This is a genomic window from Wenyingzhuangia sp. IMCC45533 (assembly GCF_054111225.1).
This window is the reverse complement of record NZ_CM134197.1, coordinates 351,011-374,013: the sequence shown is the minus strand read 5'-3', so window position 1 is coordinate 374,013 and position 23,003 is coordinate 351,011. Positions and strand designations below refer to the sequence as shown.

General features: G+C 32.7%; 20 protein-coding genes. 12 read left to right on the top strand and 8 right to left on the bottom strand.

What is annotated here, in order from left to right; all coding sequences use genetic code 11:
• Genes pelG through ACXGQW_RS01620 form a run of 5 tightly spaced genes read left to right on the top strand, consistent with a single transcriptional unit; the run spans nt 1 to nt 9,411 of the window.
• Nucleotides 1-1,590: an exopolysaccharide Pel transporter PelG gene (pelG, locus tag ACXGQW_RS01640; protein WP_457823373.1), complete on the top strand. Its 1,590-nt coding sequence runs from the start codon at nt 1-3 to the stop codon at nt 1,588-1,590.
• Between the two features lie 18 nt (nt 1,591-1,608).
• Nucleotides 1,609-3,531: a hypothetical protein gene (locus tag ACXGQW_RS01635; protein WP_457823372.1), complete on the top strand. Its 1,923-nt coding sequence runs from the start codon at nt 1,609-1,611 to the stop codon at nt 3,529-3,531.
• Nucleotides 3,532-7,641 carry a DUF2194 domain-containing protein gene (locus ACXGQW_RS01630; RefSeq protein ID WP_457823371.1) on the top strand — a complete coding sequence of 1,370 codons (4,110 nt, stop codon included), beginning with the start codon at nt 3,532-3,534 and terminating at the stop codon, nt 7,639-7,641.
• Nucleotides 7,642-7,653: 12 nt separating this feature from the next.
• Complete coding sequence (locus ACXGQW_RS01625) at nt 7,654-8,448, top strand: hypothetical protein (protein ID WP_457823370.1); 795 nt, start codon at nt 7,654-7,656, stop codon at nt 8,446-8,448.
• 30 nt (nt 8,449-8,478) lie between these two features.
• Nucleotides 8,479-9,411, top strand: a complete 933-nt coding sequence (locus ACXGQW_RS01620) for an endo alpha-1,4 polygalactosaminidase (protein WP_457823369.1) — start codon at nt 8,479-8,481, stop codon at nt 9,409-9,411.
• Between the two features lie 39 nt (nt 9,412-9,450).
• Here the strand turns inward: ACXGQW_RS01620 and ndk are convergent, their stop codons facing one another.
• Nucleotides 9,451-9,870, bottom strand: coding sequence for a nucleoside-diphosphate kinase (gene ndk / locus ACXGQW_RS01615; protein ID WP_457823368.1), 420 nt, complete (start codon nt 9,868-9,870; stop codon nt 9,451-9,453).
• Between the two features lie 95 nt (nt 9,871-9,965).
• Between ndk and ACXGQW_RS01610 the strand changes: the two genes are divergently transcribed.
• The 7 genes from ACXGQW_RS01610 (at nt 9,966) to pepE (ending at nt 15,838) form a co-directional block, all read left to right on the top strand.
• Nucleotides 9,966-10,997 carry a DHH family phosphoesterase gene (locus ACXGQW_RS01610; protein ID WP_457823367.1) on the top strand — a complete coding sequence of 344 codons (1,032 nt, stop codon included), beginning with the start codon at nt 9,966-9,968 and terminating at the stop codon, nt 10,995-10,997.
• On the top strand, nt 10,987-11,508 hold the full coding sequence (locus ACXGQW_RS01605) for an FKBP-type peptidyl-prolyl cis-trans isomerase (protein ID WP_457823366.1): 522 nt from the start codon (nt 10,987-10,989) through the stop codon (nt 11,506-11,508). Before ACXGQW_RS01610 ends, ACXGQW_RS01605 begins: the two co-directional genes overlap by 11 nt.
• Nucleotide 11,509: 1 nt before the next feature.
• Complete coding sequence (locus ACXGQW_RS01600) at nt 11,510-12,205, top strand: FKBP-type peptidyl-prolyl cis-trans isomerase (RefSeq protein ID WP_457823365.1); 696 nt, start codon at nt 11,510-11,512, stop codon at nt 12,203-12,205.
• 115 nt (nt 12,206-12,320) lie between these two features.
• Entirely contained in the window at nt 12,321-13,799 is a 1,479-nt protein-coding gene (gene cysS, locus ACXGQW_RS01595) for a cysteine--tRNA ligase (RefSeq protein WP_457823364.1), read from the top strand.
• A 6-nt stretch (nt 13,800-13,805) separates the two neighbouring features.
• Nucleotides 13,806-14,054, top strand: a complete 249-nt coding sequence (gene yidD, locus ACXGQW_RS01590; RefSeq protein WP_457823363.1) for a membrane protein insertion efficiency factor YidD — start codon at nt 13,806-13,808, stop codon at nt 14,052-14,054.
• Nucleotides 14,055-14,056: 2 nt separating this feature from the next.
• Nucleotides 14,057-14,875, top strand: coding sequence for a prolipoprotein diacylglyceryl transferase (gene lgt / locus ACXGQW_RS01585; protein ID WP_457823362.1), 819 nt, complete (start codon nt 14,057-14,059; stop codon nt 14,873-14,875).
• Nucleotides 14,876-15,121: 246 nt separating this feature from the next.
• Nucleotides 15,122-15,838: a dipeptidase PepE gene (pepE, locus tag ACXGQW_RS01580; protein WP_457823361.1), complete on the top strand. Its 717-nt coding sequence runs from the start codon at nt 15,122-15,124 to the stop codon at nt 15,836-15,838.
• Nucleotides 15,839-15,852: 14 nt separating this feature from the next.
• Here pepE and ribB read toward each other — a convergent pair whose 3' ends face one another.
• From ribB to ACXGQW_RS01545, 7 genes are all read right to left on the bottom strand, one after another.
• On the bottom strand, nt 15,853-17,004 hold the full coding sequence (gene ribB / locus ACXGQW_RS01575) for a 3,4-dihydroxy-2-butanone-4-phosphate synthase (protein ID WP_457823360.1): 1,152 nt from the start codon (nt 17,002-17,004) through the stop codon (nt 15,853-15,855).
• Complete coding sequence (locus ACXGQW_RS01570; RefSeq protein WP_457823359.1) at nt 16,997-18,436, bottom strand: LptF/LptG family permease; 1,440 nt, start codon at nt 18,434-18,436, stop codon at nt 16,997-16,999. The genes ribB and ACXGQW_RS01570 overlap by 8 nt, the downstream gene beginning before the upstream one ends.
• A gap of 13 nt (nt 18,437-18,449) precedes the next feature.
• Complete coding sequence (locus ACXGQW_RS01565; protein WP_457823358.1) at nt 18,450-19,082, bottom strand: LolA family protein; 633 nt, start codon at nt 19,080-19,082, stop codon at nt 18,450-18,452.
• A gap of 1 nt (nt 19,083) precedes the next feature.
• On the bottom strand, nt 19,084-21,579 hold the full coding sequence (locus ACXGQW_RS01560) for a DNA translocase FtsK 4TM domain-containing protein (RefSeq protein WP_457823357.1): 2,496 nt from the start codon (nt 21,577-21,579) through the stop codon (nt 19,084-19,086).
• 37 nt (nt 21,580-21,616) lie between these two features.
• Nucleotides 21,617-22,003, bottom strand: a complete 387-nt coding sequence (locus ACXGQW_RS01555) for a diacylglycerol kinase (protein WP_457823356.1) — start codon at nt 22,001-22,003, stop codon at nt 21,617-21,619.
• A gap of 50 nt (nt 22,004-22,053) precedes the next feature.
• The gene (gene tpx, locus ACXGQW_RS01550) at nt 22,054-22,548 is read right to left on the bottom strand and encodes a thiol peroxidase (RefSeq protein ID WP_457823355.1); all 495 of its coding nucleotides are present in this window, start codon (nt 22,546-22,548) and stop codon (nt 22,054-22,056) included.
• A gap of 86 nt (nt 22,549-22,634) precedes the next feature.
• Entirely contained in the window at nt 22,635-22,931 is a 297-nt protein-coding gene (locus ACXGQW_RS01545) for an isoamylase early set domain-containing protein (protein WP_457823354.1), read from the bottom strand.
• Nucleotides 22,932-23,003: the final 72 nt, after the last annotated feature.

Below are 23,003 nucleotides of genomic sequence, written 5' to 3'. Positions count from 1 at the left end.
ATGAGTGCAACTACTGAATTATATATAAAAACTAGAGAAAAAGTTTCAGCAACCATTGGTAGACCTGTGAGTGAATACGCAGTAATGTCTACATTGGAATCTTTTGGGATTAGAGAAATTGATGTTCCCAAAGACTACCAATTTGATTCCTTATATACTTTGTCTTTAAAGATGTACAAGGAACTTACGCTGGGCAAAGTCTCTAAAAAAGAAATGACCACTGTTTTAGATGATGTTATTGCTTTGTCCGATTATACTTTTGTACGTATAAAAACACTATCAAAATACTATATGATTGGGGTTTCGCATATGTTACCCTTTTTACTACAAGTAGTTTGTGTTGTTCTGTTTTCGCATTCTTTGTGGGTCAATATTAATTTTAATCCACTACAGTCTACAGCGGTGGTTCTGGCAGTTATTTTTTCGTTGATTTTAACAGGTGGTTTTATACAAATGATAGGTAGGGTTGGTTCCTATTATTGGTCTTCCAAGCAAAAAGAAAAATCTTTTAGAGCAATCAATCATTTAATCTGGGTAGGAATCAAATATAATTTGTTATTTACTTTACTACTGTTCGTTATTAACTTTTTTGTTTATTTATATCCTTTTTCGGTATTACTCATTTTATCCATTTACTCTTTTTTAATAAGCATATTACTGTTGTGCTACGCAGCTATGTATCCTATTAACAAAAGGTGGGTCATTGCTATTTCTGTAACGATTGGGACATTGCTGTCCGTTGCGCTAAAACTTTATACTTCTATCCATATCTATTTTACACATTGGATTGGAATTGCCACCACCATTTTATTGGTGGTTGGGTTTTATCTATTTCTATTTAAAGATTATCTGCAAAAAGAAAATTTAACCATTACCAAAACTATCAGGTACGAAGTTTTAGTTTACAACACATACGTTTATTTTACCTATGGTGTTTTGCTATACATTTTTATTTTTCTAGATAGAATTATAGCCTGGTCCGCTAACAGAGATATAGTGCCTCCTTACATCGTTTACTTTGAACAGAATTATGAAATAGGAATGGACTTAGCTATTATGGTATTTTTTATAGTAGCAGTGGTGTTAGAATACAGTATTTCCCTTTTTTCAATTTTGTTGTCTAGCTTGTCACGAAAAAGCAATTTGTCACAAATAGATTTGTATAGAAAAAAGTTCTATCGTATGTATCGCAATAACTTGGTAATGCTATTATTAATGGCTTCCATTGCGTTAGTCTTAGTCTATAGTTTTATTACAGCATCATCTTGGGGATTCAATGCGGTTTTTGATGAACCGTTAACGGATATCAGTTTTAAAGTGTTTAAAATTGCCAGCGTTGGATATGTGCTATTGGTATGGGCCATGCTAAATGTACTTTACATGTTTAGATTAAACGAAGCTAAAAAAGGAGTGATTTCTATACTATGTGGTTTGGTGGCTAATTTTATAGTTGGAGTTGTATGCAGCAGAGTGCTAAGCTACGAGTATAGCGCTTGGGGGCTTTTAGTAGGGTCATTAGTTTTCTTAATTTGTACCCTTTACTACAACAAAAAAGTGTTTGCTAAAATTGACTATTACGCTAGTTTTTAAAAAATTAAAATTGAATCTATGTTTTTAGATCCTACCTATTTTGGACCCTTAAGGATTATATTATTAGTCTTGTTGGCATTTACCTTTAATAAATACGTTTTTAAGTATCAACTACAAAAAGATAAAATAAATTTCTTTGTTAGAAAGTTTATGAAGTACGGGAGCGTACTATATCTGTTAACCATTTTTCTCAATCAGATAGGACATTACGATATGTTTTTAATGATGTTAGTGATTATTATAATCATTATATCTCATCATTTAGGAATAAGATTTAGAAACGTGTTAAAGCTAAAAAATATAGCCAACGATTTGTTGTTAGAATATATTAAAGATTTAGAAAATAGTTACTTAAAATCTCAAAAACCAAAGTTGTTGACTCACAAAAACTATATGTTTATTCATATTTTGTTTTTAGTGAATATTGCGCTTATTGTCAGTGTTTTATTTTACTTTTTTAACTATGATGTTTCCTCTTCTACTACTATTTGGGTGGAGGATTTAATTAAAACTGACGGCTTTCAAAAAGGATTTTGGTTTTCTACAACCAATGAGCAGTTTGGAGACTATCCGTTTATTTCTCTATATGCTAACTTTATGGGTTTAACTCCAGAATTGGCTTTAAAAACTTTTGGTCTTTTAGAAATTACTTTATTATCGATAGTTGTTTTTTGGTTGGCAGATAGATTAACCAAAGGTTCCTTTATCTTATCTAGTATAGCTATGTTGGTTGTTGTGTTTTTGTTAATTTACTATCCAGTAAGTACGAGTGCCATTACCTTTCATCATTCCATGTATCTATCATTGAGTATTGCCATTCCTTTAATGGTTTATACCTTGGAACAACAGGAAAGAATTTATAAGTCTCCTGTTTTTGCCTATAAGTACACGCTTATCTTCCTAACTGTATTTTTTATCAACCTTTCTACAGCACTCATCGTACTACCCATCTACTTTGTATTGGTGTTTGTAATTAAAGATGCTAAAAAAACGTTAGTTTTCTTTGTTCCTTATATTTTATCTATCGTTTCAGGATGTGTTTTGGTATCCATATTTAGCAGTCAAGGATTAGGAAACTATTTGAGAACTAATTTAATTAGTTTGAATTCTTTCTACGAAGAAGATTATTTGCTGCAAAAGTTAAGCGTTATCACAAATGTATATTTAGGAGTTCTTTTAATGATGACCATTGTTGTGGCCATTGCTGCTAAAAAATTAAAGACAGATAGAAGAGTGCTACTAATACTGGTATTTACGGTAGCTGTTTTTGCATTGTCTAGGTTAGATAATATCTATGTAGATAAAGATTCTTTATCCATCATACTACGTGTGTTTGCTCCTTTAAGTATCATTGTATTATGCTTCTTTTTATACAAGTATATAGTTAAAAAACCATGGCTGGTTAAATACAAAAATCAAGCAGTGATTAATACGTTGTTTTCTGCGTTACTAGTGTTTGTGTACTATAATTTTCATCAAAAAATAGACAAAAAAAAGTATCAAAAAATAAACACAACCAATCAGGTATTAAAAGTGTATAATAAAATTCTGACTCAAAATTTACCTAATACCTATATGGTAATTAATAATAACGATGAGATAACAATTCATAGTACCAAACACGAGTCTTTGTACTATCAAGATTTTGTAGAAAATTATTTGGATAAAGATTCTATTTATCAAAAATACAAAGAGGTAAAAAAAGTGATGAGAGAAAACCCCAATTATGGTTTGCCAAGTAGCGTTTTTGTTTTTGAATACCCAACTGAGGCTACCAAAAACGAATTTGTAATGCAACAAAAATCTCTAGATAGTATTTTACAGGTTTTGAACCAAAGAAATAGAATGGTGTTGGCTTATTATCAACAAGAAGGAATCAAAGTTTACGAAATTGTAAACAAAAAAAATGCAAGTAAAATAAACAGTTTAATGTTTCAATAGATGAGGAATAAAATATTAATACTTCTGTGGGTTCTAGCTGTATCATACGCTTGCGAGTCAGATAAAAAAGAAATAAAAAAAGAGGTAGAAAAAGAGCCAATCACTAAAACTAAAGTGCTTTTTATCACTGCAGATGATCAAGAATCTGCGGATCAATTTTTAGCTTTTAATATGTCTAAGGTTTGTGATTATACTAAAATTGAGTTCCAAACCATTACAACTAGTGAGTTTAACATCAATGGTAAGGTTAGTAAAGAGCTAAAGTTATTGGTAATACCACATTCAGAGTTATTAAATAAAAAAGCAATTGCATCGGTAACAAGTTTTGTAAATAATGGAGGTACCTTATTTGTTCCAAACATTACTTACGATATTAGATTATCCAAACTTATTGGATTAAAAAGAGGATTGAATTTTGAATATCTTTCCGTAGGTCAAGCATCAGGAATACAAATTAACAAACCTTTAATTCCAGGTTATCATTCTAAAGTTTTAAACGAAAGTTTTAGACACTTGGGGTTAAGTAAAGAAAATTTTACGGATAAAGTGACGGTGTTTGGAACCGCCATAGACAAAGCAGAATATCCCATTTTTACTCAAAATAAATTTGGGAAAGGAACTACCATTTACTACAATACAGACTTTGAATATCCTAAAAAGGAGAGAGGACTACTTTTTACGCCAATAGCCATTGCTATGCAAGGAATTCCATATCCTGTAGCCAATGTAAGCACGGTTTTTTTAGATGATTTTCCATCTCCGGTATACGATAATATAGCAGAACCCATCAAAACAGAATTTGGGTTAAGTAATGCAGATTACGTAAAAGATATTTGGTGGCCCGATATGGCTCACTTAGCCGATTCTTTGCAATTAAAATATACGGCTGTTACCGTATTTGACTATGGAACAAACATCAAACCCCCTTATTTATTTACGGAATGGGATAGAATGAAAGTACAAAATGGAAGTACTACGTTGCCCATTCCAGAGTATTTATCTAAAGAGGTAGTTAGAAAAGGTCACGAATTAGGTTTTCACGGATACAATCACGTATCATTACTACAGCAAGATTGGAGTAACAATTCAGATTTGATGACCGCCGGAGTAATGAATGCTGCCAAAAAATGGAAAGTTTCTGGAATAGGAAAACTACCAGTGTCTTATATTCCACCTACCAACTTAATAGATAGCGTTGGCGTAAACGCGTTGGTAAAAGGAATGCCATCTTTACAATATATGTGTAGTTTGTATTTGGGAGACGTTAAGGAGGGTGGAGATAGAGAATATGATGCAGAACCTTATAACAAACAGTTATTTGGGTATCCAAGGGTATCATCGGGATTTTATGTTTCTAAAGAGGTGGCATATAATATTTTTTCTACTTATTTGTACACAGGAATTTGGTCCCATTTTGTGCATCCAGATGATGTGTATCAAATTCCAGGTGAACAAACTTTAGGGGAGCATGGAGATTTTGATTATAGAAATAGTCTGGGGATGAATTGGAAAACCTACGATACACAAAAAAATCAAAACGGGTTGCTCCAAGAATTCGCAGGATTCCTTAAAAAATTTAAAAGCGAATTTCCATATCAAAGATTTAAAACGGTAGAAAATGCTGGGCCTATTGTGAAGAGATGGAGAACAAGTACTCCTACTATCAACATCACAAAATCAACCATAAAAGTAATTTCTGAACCAGACAACCCACAACAGTATTGGAGAGTTTATGTAGAAAATAGTCATACCCATTTATATGATGCGCAACTAAAACTAGGTAAGGTCAATTATCAAAAAATAGCTTATTTAGATGGTTACTTGTACATGCTAAAAGCAAAAGACGGTGTTTTAGAATTACCGAATACCATTGAATGGCAAAAGAATAGCCCATCAACTGATATGAGTGATAAAGAATCTATTGTGAATTCTGTAGCAGATTTGGTTGAAGAAAATGAATTAAAACAAGCAACAGACTTGTTGGAGACTTACTTTAAATCGCAAAAAAATATAGACAGTCAGTTATTCGACCTATACGTAAAGTATATGTCGTGGCAAGATAGAGGCATGGCAGCTTGGGATTTCTTGTGGGAAAATGCTCAAACAACTAAGAGCATGGAATATGTAACGTTAGCCAATCAGCTAAATAAAAAAATTAGCTATCCCACAGACAAGTACTATTCTAAATGGTATCAATACCAGTTGTTTTTACAGCCCAATAATATCAGCTTGTTGAGAGAAAAATTGAATAATACCACAAATAAAAAAGATCAAAGAGCATTGCATTTAAGAATTATGCAGCTAAAATTTAATCAGCAGGACCAAGCCGATTATTGGGTGTATTTACTAGATGATAATGAAGATCAATTTATAGAAGCAGTGGCTAATCAAAATATCTGTAACAATAAATATTTAAGTGAAAGATATACAGATATTGCATGGTTATTTGCCAATAAAAAAATGTACAAAGAGGCATTAGAGGTTAGCGAGTGTGCCACCATTGATAACGAAACTATGTTTGATTGGTATATAGCAGACAACAATTTACCGTTGGCCAAACAAATATCCTACGATGCTTATTTGGTGTATTTGCTAGAAAATAATCACGATTTATTTTTAAAAGAAGTAGAGAGTTTGAATGCTAAAGACAACAAAAAGCTAAAAAATTACGCTACAGAAATTAGTTGGTTGTATGCAGACAAAAATAACTATAAAGAAGCCTATAATTGGGCTCAGTACAGTTCAGAAATTCCTTTGATAGATCAGTTTGAGTGGTTAAAAAAAATAAAGAATATTGATGAAATAAAAAGTAAATACGCAACCTATTTAAATAGCAAAGCACAGGTTGATAAAGATTTGCTAGCGCGTATTAAATCGCAAAAAGTATCAGTGGCTAATACAAATAATCCTGCCCAGTTAGAGATTGAAAATAACCGATTAAAAGCATACAATCAAGCCTACTTTGACACGCAAAAAGAGGAAATAGACTTGGCTTTGTTTATGAGTAATATGTACTTAGATGAAAACAATTTTATTGCTGCATGGAGAATTGTTAATAAAATGCCCGAAGGAGGAGACAAAGAAGAGCGTAGAAAGTATCTTAACGAATATGTACAGTATCAAGATTTAGCAATTCAAAAAGAATTGGCAAAAACGGATGGAGAATTATTTTACTCGGAAAATCTAGCTTATTTAAAGAAAAAAATAGCCCATACCCAACAAAACTTTGGAGAATGGGAATCTATTTTAGCGTTGGATAGAACTAACGTAACCTCTTTGCAAAACAAGCTATCAGTTACTTTGATAGGCAAGAAGAGTTATCAGCACAAAATAGCGCTGACCAATACCAACGTTTATAAAGTATCCGATGATAACTTAGGATCTTTTGATCAAGATTTGTCTTTAAACAGAAGTCACAATTTATTTGGGGTATCCTATGTGTTTAACAAGCACAATTTTGATGATGTTTGGAATTACGCTGCAGGTGGTGGTGTAAGTGCAGATCAGGAGAAAGTGCTTTTTAATGTATTAGGAACGCTATCCTACTCAAAAGACAATTTATTTTTAAATTCTGAGTTTGATTACGGTACTCCCCAAACTAGTGTAGCTTATAGCTTGGAGTTGTACAGAGCAAGATTGGTTACTTATGCAGAAAAAGTTTTGAATAATAAACATCAAATTTCTTTATCCGCAGAAGGGGAATTGTTTAGTGATAGTAATCAGCAAGCTACATTGATAGCTAAGTATTACCGAAATTTTAAGATAAAAAATAGTACTGTATTATCTCCTTTGGTAGAGACTGCCTACGCTACTGCCAACAAAAATATCATAAGCGGTTTGCCTTACAGTTTGTTAACTAATAGATTTTATTATGGAGGAGGTGCTAGAGTAGAATACCATACTTCCGAAGATTTTATTTTAGACAAGTTTAACTTTTTTGTAGAACCTGCTTTTTTTGGAGATACTTTTTTTGATACGTTTTTTAGAGTGAATAGTGAAATGAATTATGAGTTTAGAGAACATTCGTTTGTTAACTTTTCTTTGGAGTATTTCTCTCAAGAAGGTTTTTATTCCAATACATTTAGTTTAGGTTTTAAACACATTTTTTAAGTTGATTACCGTATGATATTCATTAAACAATTGGCTTTAAGTCTACCATTGGTAGCCCATATGTCTTTTGCGCAAGTCAAAAGATCTAGTTTTTTAGTGTGTTATTCAAAACTGAATGTCAAAGAAATAAAGAACTATAAAGAAATTTTCTTAGAAGCTAATTTTTACAGTCTCACGGAAATCAACAAGCTCAAACAGCACAACAAATATATATATGGTTATTTGAGTTTGTCAGAAGTGAATAAGGCCAATACTTCATTGTACAATAAGCTATTTCCTTACTTACTAGAGAGTAATGATTATTGGCAAAGTAGTTATATAGATTTGTCTAAAAAGGAAGCAAGAGATCTTTTGTTAGGTGAGATTGCAGTGCTATTTGAAAAGAATTTAGATGGAGTTTTATTGGATAATATAGATAATCTAACTGCTTATGGAACCTATCCTGAATTTGAACCTTACCTCGAAGAAATGGTGAAAGAAATTAAAAGTACATTTCCTCAAAAAAAAATATTTTTTAACGGAGGTTTATTTTTAAAACATCCAGAAAAATATCAGTTGTCTGGCATTATCATAGAATCTTTGTATACGCATTATGATTTTGATGCCCAAAAATATAGACTGAGTGATGTGCAAAGAATCAAAACGAGGTTGCAAGCTTTTAAGCAGGCATTAAAAAAGGCAAATGCCAAAGGTTATGTCATAGAATATGCAGAAGACAAAATGATGATTGAGAACATTAAAAACAAGTACAAAAAGACGAAGTATCCTTATTTAATTACGGATATTGGTCTAAGTTTAGCATATTAAAACTGTCTGCGGATGCAAAAAGATTATCACATGAATATCTATACAATACTAGTTGTATTACTTTTTATAAGTTGTTCGGCACAAAAAAAAATAGTGAGCGCTAGTATGCAGATGAAAACTTTTGTGAAAGAAATTTCTAAATCAGCCAAGCAACAGTCTCCAAATTTTGGGATTTTCCCTCAAAATGGACTGGAATTATTGTATCATAAAATAGACAAGTCTAAAGGTATAGACAGTAGCTATATAAATGCTATTGACGGAGTTGGAGTAGAGGCTTTGTTTTATAACAAAACAAAGGTAAAAAATGGATACAGGCAAAACTTATTGAAAAACATCAGCGGTCAATCAAAACTAATTTTGGTATCGGATTATGTGTTTCCGTCCGATAAAGGAGAGGCACTAAAAGCGAATGTAGAAAACCAATATATTCCTTTTGTTAGGGATACCACTAACTATTACTATACTCAAATACCTGAAATAATCTCATCAGAAAACAGTAGAGATATTACCTCTTTTCAACAAGTTAAAAATTACTTGTATCACATCAATCCTAGACATTTTGCTACGAAACAGGATTATTTGGAAGCTTTAGCAGATACTAATTACGACTTGTTGCTGATTGATTTATTTTTTCAAGATATAGCATTATCAAAAAAAGATATTGCGTATTTAAAACTGAAGAAGAATGGAGCCATTAGAAAAGTAATCGCTTATATGAACATTGGTTCCATTGAAAGCTACAGATACTATTGGAACTCTAAATGGAATTACAAAAAAACCTCTTGGATTAAAAAAAAGTACGAAGGTTACGAGGACGAACGTTGGGTGAATTATTGGGATGAAAATTGGAAAAATATTATTTTCAAATCTAAAAACTCATATCTCAGTAAAATTTTAGCAGCAGAATTTGATGGAGTTTATTTAGATAATGTGGAAGCCTACTATTTTTTGTATAAAAAATAGAAACTAGGCTAAATTTGGAAATTGCTATTGACTAAATCGTTAATAAATAACAATCTCCTCATCACTAAAGTGAAAATTGGTTTCAACGGCTGCATTTTCATCACTGTCAGACCCGTGTATGGCATTTTTAGTCACATCACTAGCAAATAAATTTCTGATAGTTCCTTCAGCAGCATCAACCGTAGCACCAATCAAAGCCCTAAAATCTTCAACAGCATTTTTTTTCTCTAAAACAGCAGCAATAATAGGACCGCTAATCATAAACTCAATGAGCTCATCATAAAAAGCTTTTTCTTTATGAATTTTGTAAAATTCCGCGGCTCTTTCAGGACTCAATTTGGTCAATTTTAGCGCTACAATTTTAAATCCAGAGTTGGTGATTTTTTGAATAATGGCACCTATGTGTCCTTCTGCAACAGCATCAGGTTTAATCATTGTCAACGTTCTATTCTTTGCCATAAATTTTGGGTTGTTTTGTTACTGCTAATATAGTTTTTTTCATAATTAACTCAACAGCTTTGGAACCTCATTTTTAATTGTATTTTAGCAGTTATATGAACACAAACGACATTCGCGTTTTAAAAACGTATTTTAAAGAATCTAAAAAAATAGTATTCGTAGCTCACAAAAACCCTGACGGTGATGCAGTTGGCTCTACCACAGCTATGGCAAAATTGTATAAAAAATTAGGTCACGAGGTGGAGGTGGTTTTACCCAATGGAATTCCAGATTTTATTTCTTGGATACCTGGAGCTGATAAAGTTTACAGATACGACCTACAAAACATACAATCTAAAAAGGCTTTGGACGAAGCTGATGTTGTTTTTTTATTAGATTTTAATGCTTTGCATAGAGTAGGAGATGACATGCAAAAAGGTTTGGAATCTTTTAAAGGAGATTTTATCATGATTGATCATCATCAACAGCCCGACGATATTGCTATGGTTACCTACTCTGATACTTCTATCTGTTCTACTTGCCAAATGGTGTATCATTACATGGAAGCATTAGATTTGTTGGGTGAGTTGGATGCAGATATTGCGACAAGTATTTACACGGGTATTATGACTGATACAGGGTCTTTTAGATTTCCATCAACGACCAGTACTACTCATAGAATTATAGCCGATTTAATTGATAAAGGAGCAAAGAATTCGGATATTCATAATCAAACTTTTGGAAACAATTCCTACAGCAGATTGCAATTACTTGGTAAATCCTTAACCAACTTAAAAGTGATTGAAGACTGCAAAACGGCTTATATTACGCTAACGCAGGAAGAGCTTAAGCGATATAATTACGAGAAAGGAGATACAGAAGGAGTGGTGAATTATGCGTTATCTCTAAAAGGAGTTGTGTTGGCGGCTATATTTATAGAAGATACGGATCAAGGAATCGTTAAAATATCCTTCAGGTCTAAGGGTAAGTTTTCTGTAAATCAATTTGCTAGAAAATATTTTGATGGAGGGGGACACGACAATGCTGCTGGAGCAAGATCGGTTACATCCCTAGAAGAAACAGTAGCCAAGTTTGTATCTTTAGTTCCAAATTATAAAGAAGATTTATTAGTGTCTTATGAAGTATAAATGGTTATTTTTAATAGTGGTGGTCTTGGTAAGTTGTAGAGAGCCCGTAGCGAGAAAACCCGTTAATAAAAAACTAGAATCTCGTAAGGATTATACGGTAGCGTACCATAAGACATTAAATAAATTTCAAGAAGATAAAATACAGGCATACGTGCAAAGAGATTCTTTGGTAAGCTATCAAAATTCTTCCTACGGTTTTGTGTATGCATTTCTAAAAGCATCAGATAAATCATCTAAAAAAGTAGCAAATGGAGATGAGGTAACTTACTTAAAAACGGTATACTCTTTGGAGGATCAGTTGATATATGAGGAACAAAAAGTGACTACAATTGTAGGTAAGTCAAATGAGGTTACAGGAATTGATGAAGGACTTAAATTAATGGAGGAAGATGAGGAAATTAAATTTATTTTTACTTCATTTGTAGCCCATGGTTTTTATGGAGACAGAAATAAAATTGGTCGTAATATGCCAATTATAGTAAAAATTAAACTTTTAAAAATAAATAATTAAAATGAAGATCATTAAAGGATTAGCTTTAGGTTTAGCAATTACAGGAATGGTGTCTTGTAATCAAAAAGCAAAAACAGTAACATCATTAGAAACAGAAAACGATTCTGTAAGTTATGCATTGGGAGCTTTTGTTAGCAACCAATACAGAATAAATGACCAGTTTAAAGAGTTAGATTTGGCTATTTTCAATCAAGCTTTAAAAGAAGCAGCAGACACTTCTAAAACGTTGTTATCGCAAAAAGAAATCACTCCTATTTTAATTGAGTACACTAAAAAGCAAGCAGAAAAAGAAGGAGAAGTAGCAAAGAAAGAGGGTCAAGCGTTTTTAGAAGAAAATAAAAAGAAAGAAGGAATTGTAGTTACCGCAAGCGGACTTCAATACGAAGTTTTAGTTGAGGGAACTGGAGATAAACCAGCTGCTACTGATACTGTTAAAGTACATTACCACGGAACAACTCCTAAAGGAGAAGTTTTTGATAGTTCTGTAGATAGAGGTACTCCAGCAGAGTTTCCTTTAAACAGAGTAATTAAAGGTTGGACAGAAGGAGTACAATTAATGTCTGTAGGTTCTAAGTACAAGTTTTATGTACCACAGGACTTAGCTTATGGAGCTAATGCACCACAAGGAGGAAACGGACCTATTAAGAATTATATGCCTTTAGTATTTGAGGTAGAGTTGTTAGAGATTGTAAAGTAATTTCTATCTAAAAAATAGACCAAAGCCTAATTAAGAATTTCTTAATTAGGTTTTTTGTTTTCCGTAAATAAAAGCAGAAAGTTTATCTTTACGTTTTTTAAAAAATAAAAGTTACATGAGCTTATTTAAAGATCAGCCCTTAAAAATATACAATTCAATTACCAAAAGTAAAGAACTTTTTGTACCTGTTACAGAGGGAAGTATAGGAATGTACGTATGTGGACCTACAGTCTACAGCAATGTACATTTAGGTAATGTGCGTACTTTTATGAGTTTTGATATGGTTTTCCGTTACTTAAAGCATTTAGAGTACAAAGTGCGTTACGTTAGAAATATTACGGATGCTGGTCACATGGAAGATGATGCTGATGAAGGGGAAGATAAAATTGCCAAAAAAGCACGTATAGAAAAAATAGAACCTATGGAGGTTGTACAACGCTATACCCTAGATTTTCACGGCATTTTGGAAAAGCTAAATAACTTACCACCTAGTATAGAGCCTACAGCTACAGGTCATATTATTGAGCAAATAGAAATTATTAAGAATATTGTGGCAAAAGGACTGGCCTATGAAGTAAACGGGTCTGTTTATTTTGATGTTTTAAAATATAATGAAACCAAAGAGTACGGAGTCTTATCTGGTAGAAAAATAGAAGATGCAGTGCACAACACTCGTGTGTTAGATGGACAGTCTGAAAAAAAGAATCCTCAAGATTTTGCTTTGTGGAAAAAAGCAAGTCCTCAACACATTATGCGTTGGCCATCTCCTTGGGGAATTGGTTTTCCAGGATGGCATTTGGAGTGTACAGCCATGAGTACAAAATATTTAGGAGAACAATTTGATATTCATGGAGGAGGAATGGATTTAAAGTTCCCACATCACGAATGTGAAATTGCGCAGGCAGAGGCATGCAATGGTCATCATCCCGTAAATTTTTGGATGCATGCTAATATGCTTACTCTAAATGGTCAAAAAATGTCTAAGTCAACAGGTAATAACATATTGCCTGGAGAGATATTTTCTGGAGAAAACAAAGTTTTATCTAAGCCATTCTCTCCTGCAGTAGTACGCTTTTTTATGATGCAGGCTCATTATAGAAGTATTTTAGATTTTTCTTCGGAAGCTCTAGAAGCTTCAGAAAAAGGATATAATAAGTTGGTAGAAGCTCTTAAAAGTTTAGAGAATATAACAGCAGGAAAAACATCGAGTTTCGCTGTACAAGGTTGGGAGGACGAGTGTTACAATGCAATGAACGACGATTTTAATACACCTATATTAATTGCTCATTTATTTGAAGCTGTAAAACACATCAACTTATTAAAAGAGAGTAAAGAGACTTTAACGCAAATAGATTTAGATTTATTTCAAAAAACATTATACGCTTTTGTTTACGATGTATTAGGTTTGGTGACAGAAACCGAAGAACAAAGTTCTGATAAGTTGTCTGGAGTTGTTGATATGCTCATAAGAATGCGAAAGCAAGCGAGAGACAACAAAGACTGGGTAATGTCCGATCATATTAGAGATGAGCTTAAAGCTTTAGGTATACAACTCAAAGATAACAAAGAGGGAACCACATTCATTGTAGAATAAGTTAAGATGGATAAATTGAAAAAACTGATAATCTTTCCGTTTATCCTATTGATACGTTTTTATCAAGGAGCTATTTCACCATCTACACCTGCTACTTGTAGATATCAGCCAACTTGTTCTAGTTATAGTGTAGAGGCACTGCAAAAGCATGGATTAATTATTGGCGGTTGGTTAGCTATAAAACGTATATTTAGTTGTCATCCGTGGGGAGGTAGTGGGTATGATCCAGTGCCAGAAAAACAAAATAAAAAATAAGAATGAATTTATTATCGATAACATGGGATCCACCAATTGCTTTGTTTGGATTGATTAGATTGTACAGTTTGATGTTTGTGATTGCATTTGCTTTGGGATATCAAATTATGAAGCAAATTTTTAATCACGAAAAAATTGAATTAGAAAAACTAGATAAACTTTTAATGTGGGTGGTGTTTGCTACTATTTTAGGAGCTAGATTAGGACATGTTTTTTTCTATGATTGGGCTTATTTTAGCCAGCATCCAGAAGAAATTTTATTGCCTTTTAAATTTAGACCCGAGTTTAGGTTTACAGGATTTGCTGGATTGGCGAGTCATGGTGCTGCCATTGGAATTATTACTTCTTTATATTTCTTTTCTAAAAAAATATTACAAAAGCCATTATTGTATTTACTAGACAGAGTAAGTTTGACTATTGCTTGTGGTGGCGTATTTGTTAGATTAGGAAATTTAATGAATTCAGAAATTGTTGGACAACCCACAGGGACTAATTATGGTTTTGTGTTTAAAGCTTTAGGAGAAAATTTTGCGAGACACCCAACACAACTATACGAGGCTTTGGGGTATTTAATGGTCTTTGCTATTATTTATTACATGTTTTGGAAAACCAACGCTAAGTACAAATTAGGATACATTTTTGGAGTCTTCTTTACACTGTTGTGGTCTGTGAGGTTTGTAGTAGAATTCTTTAAAAAAGCTCAGGTAGATGCTAGAGAAGAATGGTTACTCAATACAGGTCAATGGTTAAGTATTCCACTAATTTTAGTGGGGCTATTTTTTGTTTTCAGGGCCAATACTAAGAGAAAGGAGACCGTTTAACTTTATCACTTTTTACTTGATTTGATATCTGTTGTCATACATAACTTTTTTGTTTTAAGTGTTTGAAGTCTGTACAGAAGGCAAACGTAAAAAACTTATCTACTGAACTAAGACATCAATTGATGAATTAATTTGACAAATTTTAATATCAAAAACTAGAATATTCATACCTGAATTTTTCTAAATCTATGTAAAAAACCAACCAGTCGGTTAATATTTTTCTATATTTAAAACAAAATTGATGATATGAGAAACTTATTACTTGCTAGTTCGAGTTCCGTTTACGGCACGGACTATTTGGAATATTTGTTACCCAGTATAGATAAAATTTTTAGCCAAACTGAAGAAATTTTGTTTATTCCTTACGCTCAACCTAGCGGAATATCTTTTGAAGAGTATACCAAAATTGTACAAAAAGCATTAGGCTCATTGAAAATTAAGGTGAGAGGAATACATGAATTTGATGACTACCGAAATGCGATAACAAAAGCAGAGGGAATATTTGTTGGAGGAGGAAATACCTTTTTATTGGTATCGGAATTATATGCTTATGGTTTGTGGGATGTTTTAAAAGAGGCTATTAATAAAGGTACTCCGTATTTGGGGACTAGTGCAGGAACTAATATTACTGGAATTAGCATGCAAACAACTAATGATATGCCTATTGTACTACCACCTTGCTATAAGACTTTAAAAATTTTACCATTTAACTTTAATGTTCACTATATAAAGCCCGATTTAAATTCCAAGCACAAAGGGGAAACAAGAGATACAAGAATTAAAGAGTTTCAATGTATTGATAAAACACCTGTTTTAGGACTGAAAGAGGGGAGCTGGTTAAGAGTTAAGGGCAATGATATTCTCTTAAAAGGTGGAAAAGAAGCCTATTGGTTTGAGAATGGATATTCGAGTACAATTCAAACAAATACGAATATTGAAGTAGAAAAAAAGCTGAGTATTTAACTCAGCTTTTTTTTTTAATAATTTATTTTTTCAATCACTTCTAAGCCATAACCTGTTATTCCTACACGTTTTTTTTGCGCTGGAGAATTGGTTAGCAATCTTAGTTTTGTAATGTCTATATCATGAAGTATTTGGGCTCCAATTCCAAAGTCTTTTTCATCCGTTGGGGTAGAAGACTCTTCTGAATTAGAAATTCCTTTTTGACTATTTTTTAGTTTTCCTAATCTCGATTTTAAGTCAAAATTTAGCTGTTCTTGATTGATAAAGACAACAGCTCCTTTTCCTTCTTGATTAATTTTATCAAAAATTCTCGCTAATTTGTCTTCAGGTCCTTTTGTTAAGGTGTTTAATACATCGTTACCAAAAGCGTTTGAGGTTACTTTGCATAACACAGCTTCATCACTAGACCAAGAACCTTTAGTTAATACCAAATGAATTTGATTGTTGGTGGTTTGGTTAAAAGCTCTTAACCTAAATTGACCAAAACGAGTTTCAATATCAAAGTCTTCAATCTTATTGATTAAAGAATCGTGTTGCATTCTATAAGAGACTAAGTCTTCAATAGAAATAAGTTTTAAATCAAATTTATCTGCAACCTCTTTTAGTTGTGGCAAACGAGCCATAGAACCGTCCTCGTTTAAAATTTCTACCAATATACCAGCAGGTTTTAAACCAGCTAGTCTAGCCAAGTCTACTCCCGCTTCTGTATGACCAGTTCTTCGCAAAACTCCACCTTCTTTAGCTTTTAATGGAAAAATATGTCCAGGTCTTCCTAAATCAGTAGCTTTGGTTTCGCTTTGAGTTAAAGCGTAGATAGTTTTAGACCTATCATGAGCAGAAATTCCAGTAGTACAACCGTGTCCAATTAAATCTACAGATACAGTAAATTGAGTATTGTGCAGTACAGTGTTATCGTCAACCATCATGTTTAATCCCAATTCTTCGCATCGCTCTTCTATTAGTGGAGCACAAATCAGTCCTCTACCATGCTGAGCCATAAAATTGATCATTTCAGGAGTAACTTTTTCAGCTGCGGCTATAAAATCACCTTCATTTTCTCTGTCCTCATCATCAACTACAATCACCATTTTTCCATTTCTAATATCTTCAATGGCTTCTTGTACAGAATCTAATTTTATTTTGGCACTATTGTTTGTATTACTCATCTTTTTTCTTCAGTCTGTTGAATAGTTTTTTAAACGGTAGCAAAATTACGTCAAATTTTATGAATCCCATATCTTTTGATGCGCTTATCGTAAAAATAAAAGCTAATGGAGCCATCACAATGGTTCCCAACCATCCACCTATTAGAGCAGTTAAGCTACTCTCTTCCGCTAAGTTTTTTCCAAAAGTATTGGTAAAGTAATAAGAGACGTAAATAATGATGGCTACAATCATAGGCATTCCAAATCCACCTTTTCTAATAAGTGAACCCAAAGGAGCTCCGATAAAGAACAATAACAAACAAGACAAAGCACTGGTTAAAATGAAATGGAACTGATAATCGTGATTGTTTAGGTTTTTTCTCCTGCGTTTAAAATAGTCTTTATAGCCTTTGATGTTTCTCAATTTATTGTTAACACTAGCATTTGTGTTTTCTAATACTTGGACTTGTGTCTTTAGATCAAAATTTTCAAGGATATTTAAATTTAAGTCTTTGATTTTGGTTTTAGCGATGGTATCATTTAAGTATTTTGAGTTTACGCTAGATTGCATAGATCTAAATTTAATGTCTAAATATTTATCGTAAGAAATTTTTAAACTATCAGAACTGTTTTTTAATTGCCCCATGTTTTTCATGGTGTAATGATGTTTGTATTTTTCTTCTTCTAAATCCTTATTAGTCAAATTAGAAATATCAATGTTTACGGTGTATTTATCAAATTTTGCCATAGATGATGGCATTTTTACTCTGTCTTTAAGCTTTTTTTTGGCACTTGTGTGATCTTCAAAATAATAACCATCTTCCAAAATTAAGGTCATGTATTTACTTCCTTCCTCAGTAGTAATTTTACCTTTTTTAGCGGTAATTACAACGTGATCTTCTTTTAGACCCTTGGTGTCTATAATAAGAACATCTTTTAAAAGATTATTCTCTTCTCCATATTTTTTAGCAAATTTTATACTATATCCAGGGATTTCATTATTAAAACTACCTTCTACAAGCGCAAGAGTAGGCTGCGTTTTTTTGATATTTAATATTAGGTTTTTTTGCTTTAAACTAGCATAAGGATAAGTGTAGTTAATTAAAAAATAATTAGCCAATGATATAAGAGCTACCGTAATTATTAAAGGCCTTAAAAATCGATAAAAGGAAATACCTGCCGATTTAATAGCAGCTAGCTCGTAATTCTCTCCTAGGTTACCCATCGTCATGATAGAGGACAGTAGCACCGATATAGGTAGTGCCTGAGGAGTTACAAATAGACACATATACCATAAAAACTTAAAAATAATGGCAAAGCCAATTCCTTTACCTGCAATGTCATCAAACACAAGCCACAATGCCTGCATTACCAACACGAACATAACAATGAGAAAAGAAGAAATAAACGGAACTAAAAAGTTCTTAACAAGGTATTTGTCTAGAGTTTTCAACTAATAGTAGAACTTATTCGTTAATGTAGTAGTCCAAAGATTCGTACTTTTTTTTGTCAAAAACAAAAGTGTTGGCATCTAAGTTTTGATTGGTTTTATAACTGGTAATACGAAAACTTGTATTGGTATTGTTTTTACCTACTTCTGTTAAAGAAACAATCTGATTTTTAGTAGTATCTACCCCTAAAATAATGTGAGATACTTCCTTTGACTCTTCAGTTGGTGTTAATTTGATAAATTGAGTATTTCCTGCTTTTTTGTCCAACACGTATGAATAACCTTTTTTATAAAAGGTTAATAACTTGGAAGGAGTTAAGCTATTGTCTTCAATATCTCCAGCAGGAGTAATATTAATTTCTTCGTTTTCAGGTGAAATAACATAGCTATTCACCTCATCAAAAAGAATAATATTGTCTAAGTAATTTAGTTTGTATTTGTCTCCTTGAATAATGGCAGAACCTTTACTAGATTGTTGAATATTTACTATTTTATTTTCTAGCGTGTGGGTAAATTCTAGAGCTATATTGCTTTGTTGCTCCAAAGAAGAAGATACATTTTTTAATATTTCTTCTGCTTGGTTGGAGTTTTGAGCGAATATAAAAGAACTAGCAAATATTGCGAATCCGGTAAGTAGTTTGATTTTCATTTTAATTGTTTTTTTCGTCGGCTAACAGTTGTTCTAGTGCAATTAAATCTGCAACCAAAACTTGTCTGGCTTTACTACCTTCAAAAGAACCTACAATTCCTGCTGCTTCTAATTGATCGATAAGTCTACCTGCTCTGTTATAACCGAGTTTTAATTTTCTTTGTAATAAAGATGCTGAGCCTTGTTGCGCTGTTACAATTACTTCGGCAGCCTCTTTAAACAATTTATCTCTGTCTTGTATGTCAATATCAAGTTCCGTACCATTCCCCTCTTCACCCACAAATTCAGGTAGCTGATAAGCCTCGGGATAAGCTCGTTGAGACCCAATAAAGTTTGTTATTTTTTCTACTTCTGGGGTGTCGACAAAGGCACATTGCACACGTGTTAAATCACTACCACTAGAATATAACAAATCTCCTCGTCCTATCAATTGATCCGCTCCAGGAGCATCTAAAATGGTTCTAGAATCTATTTTAGAAGTTACTCTAAAGGCTACACGAGTAGGGAAGTTGGCTTTAATAATACCTGTAATTACATTTACAGAAGGTCTTTGTGTGGCAACAATTAGGTGAATACCAATAGCACGGGCTAATTGAGCCAAACGAGCAATAGGAGTTTCTACTTCTTTACCAGCAGTCATAATTAAATCTGCAAACTCATCAATAACCAAAACAATATAAGGTAAAAACTGATGTCCATCGTTTGGATTTAATTTACGAGCCTTAAACTTTTCATTGTACTCTTTAATGTTACGAACCATAGCATTTTTAAGCAAGTCGTAACGATTGTCCATTTCTATACACAGAGAGTTTAGCGTATGTACCACTTTGGTGGTGTCCGTAATAATAGCCTCTTCTGTGTCTGGAAGTTTGGCTAAATAATGACGTTCTATTTTATTGAATAAGGTAAGTTCTACTTTCTTAGGATCTACTAAAACAAACTTAACCTCCGCAGGGTGCTTTTTGTATAGTAGAGAAGTCAGTACCGCGTTTAGTCCTACAGATTTACCTTGACCCGTAGCACCTGCCATTAGCATGTGGGGAGCTTTGGCTAAATCAAAAGTAAAGGTTTCGTTGGAAATGGTTTTACCCAAAGCAATAGGAAGTTCCATTTTAGATTGCTGAAACTTATTAGAAGCAATCACAGAATTCATAGAGACAATATTCGCTTTTTTGTTAGGTACTTCTATTCCAATAGTACCTTTACCAGGGATTGGAGCAATAATACGAATTCCTAAAGCGGATAAAGACAAAGCAATATCATCTTCTAAGTTTTTAATCTTGGAGATTCTAATACCTGCATCGGGCACTATTTCATATAAGGTAATTGTTGGTCCAACTGTAGCTTTAATTTGTGCAATTCCAATTTTGTAGTTGTTAAGCGTATCTACAATTCTATCTTTATTGGCCTCTAATTCTTCAGCATCTACAGAAATACTATCGTCAAATTCTCGCAAGAGATTAATGGTTGGGAATTTGAAGTTTCCCAAATCTAAAGTAGGGTCAAACTCACCAAAATCTTTAACTAGTTTATCAGATAGGTTGTCTGTGGTAGTTTCTTCCTTTTTTGTTTCCTCTATAGCAATGGTTAAACTTTCTTCTTTGGCTTGACTAGGTTGTTTCTCTTCTTTTCTAATTGCAGAATGATTAGCAATAGTTGGCTTTACATTTTTAACAGCCATTTCAAACGAAGACACTTTCTGCTCTGTGTTTTTATCATTCTTAGCTGCATCTTCAAATTCATCTAACGAAACAATCTCTTCTTTAATTACTTTGTTTTCAGAGTTTTCTAGAGTGTTGTTTTCATCAGTAGAAACTGTTTCCGATTCGTTAGTCTTTATATTCTTTTCTTCAGTATCATCTATTGAAACACTTTCCAAGTCGGATTTTATTTCTTGAATGAGTTCTTTTTTAGGAAACCAAGATTTAATCTTTTCAGGAGTAATTCTAAAACGAATTACAAAATAGGCAGCATATCCAAAAAACAGAACAATAGCCAAACCAAATTTTGCTAAGTAAGGAACCAAAAAACTATTTAATTCTACACCTACTACACCTGCAATGAGAGCATTTTTATCAGCTAAAAAACCTAACAGCGTAGAGGTCCAAATTAATCCTAATAATGCCCAATTCCAAGATCTGAAAATTTTTCTAATAGGAATTTTTAGGAGTACGTATATTCCGGTAAATAATAATAGAACGGGAATAACCAATGCAGCAACTCCAAAACCGTCGTAAATAAAAAAATGACTTAAGTTGGCCCCAATTTTTCCTAGTAGATTTTGAGCAACTACGGTTTTATCGTCTAATAAACTAAGAGTGCTCTGGTCTTGCCTCCAGGAAAAAAAGTAAGAAATAAAAGAGGTAAATAGAAAAACACCAAACAAAGCTATAAACAACCCAAATACGGTTTGAGCTTGTCTATTATTTGCAAATTCTACAAATTTTTCTTTATACTGAATGTTTTTTTTAACCTTAGTGTTTACTTTTTTTGGCATTGACAAAACTTAAATTTTCGTTAACAAATATACAGAATTACAAAGAGTGGTACTGTATAAATTTTGGGATATAAATAAGGCAAACTACGATTCCTGCAAATATGCTGGATAACAATACTGCACCCGCACTAACGTCTTTTATAAGTCCTATCTGTTTATCAAAGTTAGGTTGTACAAAATCTGCGATTTTTTCTAGACAAGTGTTTAAGGCTTCAATGCTAATCACAAGACCTAGGGCTAAAAATTGAAACATCCACTCTATAGTGGTCAATTCAGAAAAGTATCCTGCAGCGGTTAATAGGATAACCACCGTCATATGTATTTTGATTGCATTTTCGGTTTTGATAAGATGCAAAAGTCCTTTTAAGGCATATCCTAAACTGTAAATACGATCTTCAACAATATTTTTTCTTTCGATTTTCATGATATAAAAAAGGTTTGCCTTATTAGCAAACCCTTTAATTTAATTTTTATTTACAATGATGCCAGAGCGGATTCATAATCGGGTTCGTTTGCAGTTTCGCTAACTTGTTCTGTATATATCACTTCTCCCTCAGCATTAATAACCACTATGGATCTTGATAATAACCCTTTTAAAGGTCCATTTGTAAAAGTAACTTGGTAGGATTTTCCAAATTCGCCACTTATATCAGATAGGCTCAGTACGTTTTCAATTCCTTCTGATCCACAAAAACGAGCATGAGCAAAGGGTAAATCTTTGGAAATACACAATACTTTGGTGTTTTCCAATTTAGCAGCTTTATCATTAAATGTTCTTACAGAAGTAGCGCAAGTCCCAGTATCAACACTAGGAAAAATATTTAGGATGATATTAGAACCTTTGTAGTCAGCCAAATGAACTTCGGATAAGTCTGTATTTGTTAACGTGAAATTTGGAGCTTTACTACCCAATGCTGGTAATTCCCCAAGAGTGGTAAAAGGGTTGGATTTTAATGTTACGTTTGCCATTGTTTGTCTTTAATTTTTATAAAATAAATATATAAAAAAAAGCCTCTAACAAGGTTAAAGGCTCTAAAGATTATATGAAATAAGTTTTATAGTTCAACTAATGAATTTTCTGCATTTGCAAATTCATTAAAAACGTAAGCATCTGGTTCGTTATCATTAATATAATTGCCATCGGCAACAAATTTGTATTCGTAAGATTTTTTCACCTCTAAATCTACGACCACCTTAAAAGTTCCGTTCTTAAGTTTTTTCATTGGGGTTGAGGTAGTGTCCCAGTTATTAAAATCTCCTACTAAAGATAATTCTTCAACTTCTGGTGCAGCGTAAGCAAAAGTTACTTTACAAACAGGTTTGGTCTTTAAAAATTTTTTAGATGTAGCCATAATTCAATTTTATTATACAAACAAAGCTAATATTTTTTCTAAAATAAACATCGTTTTTTTGGAAACCAATTG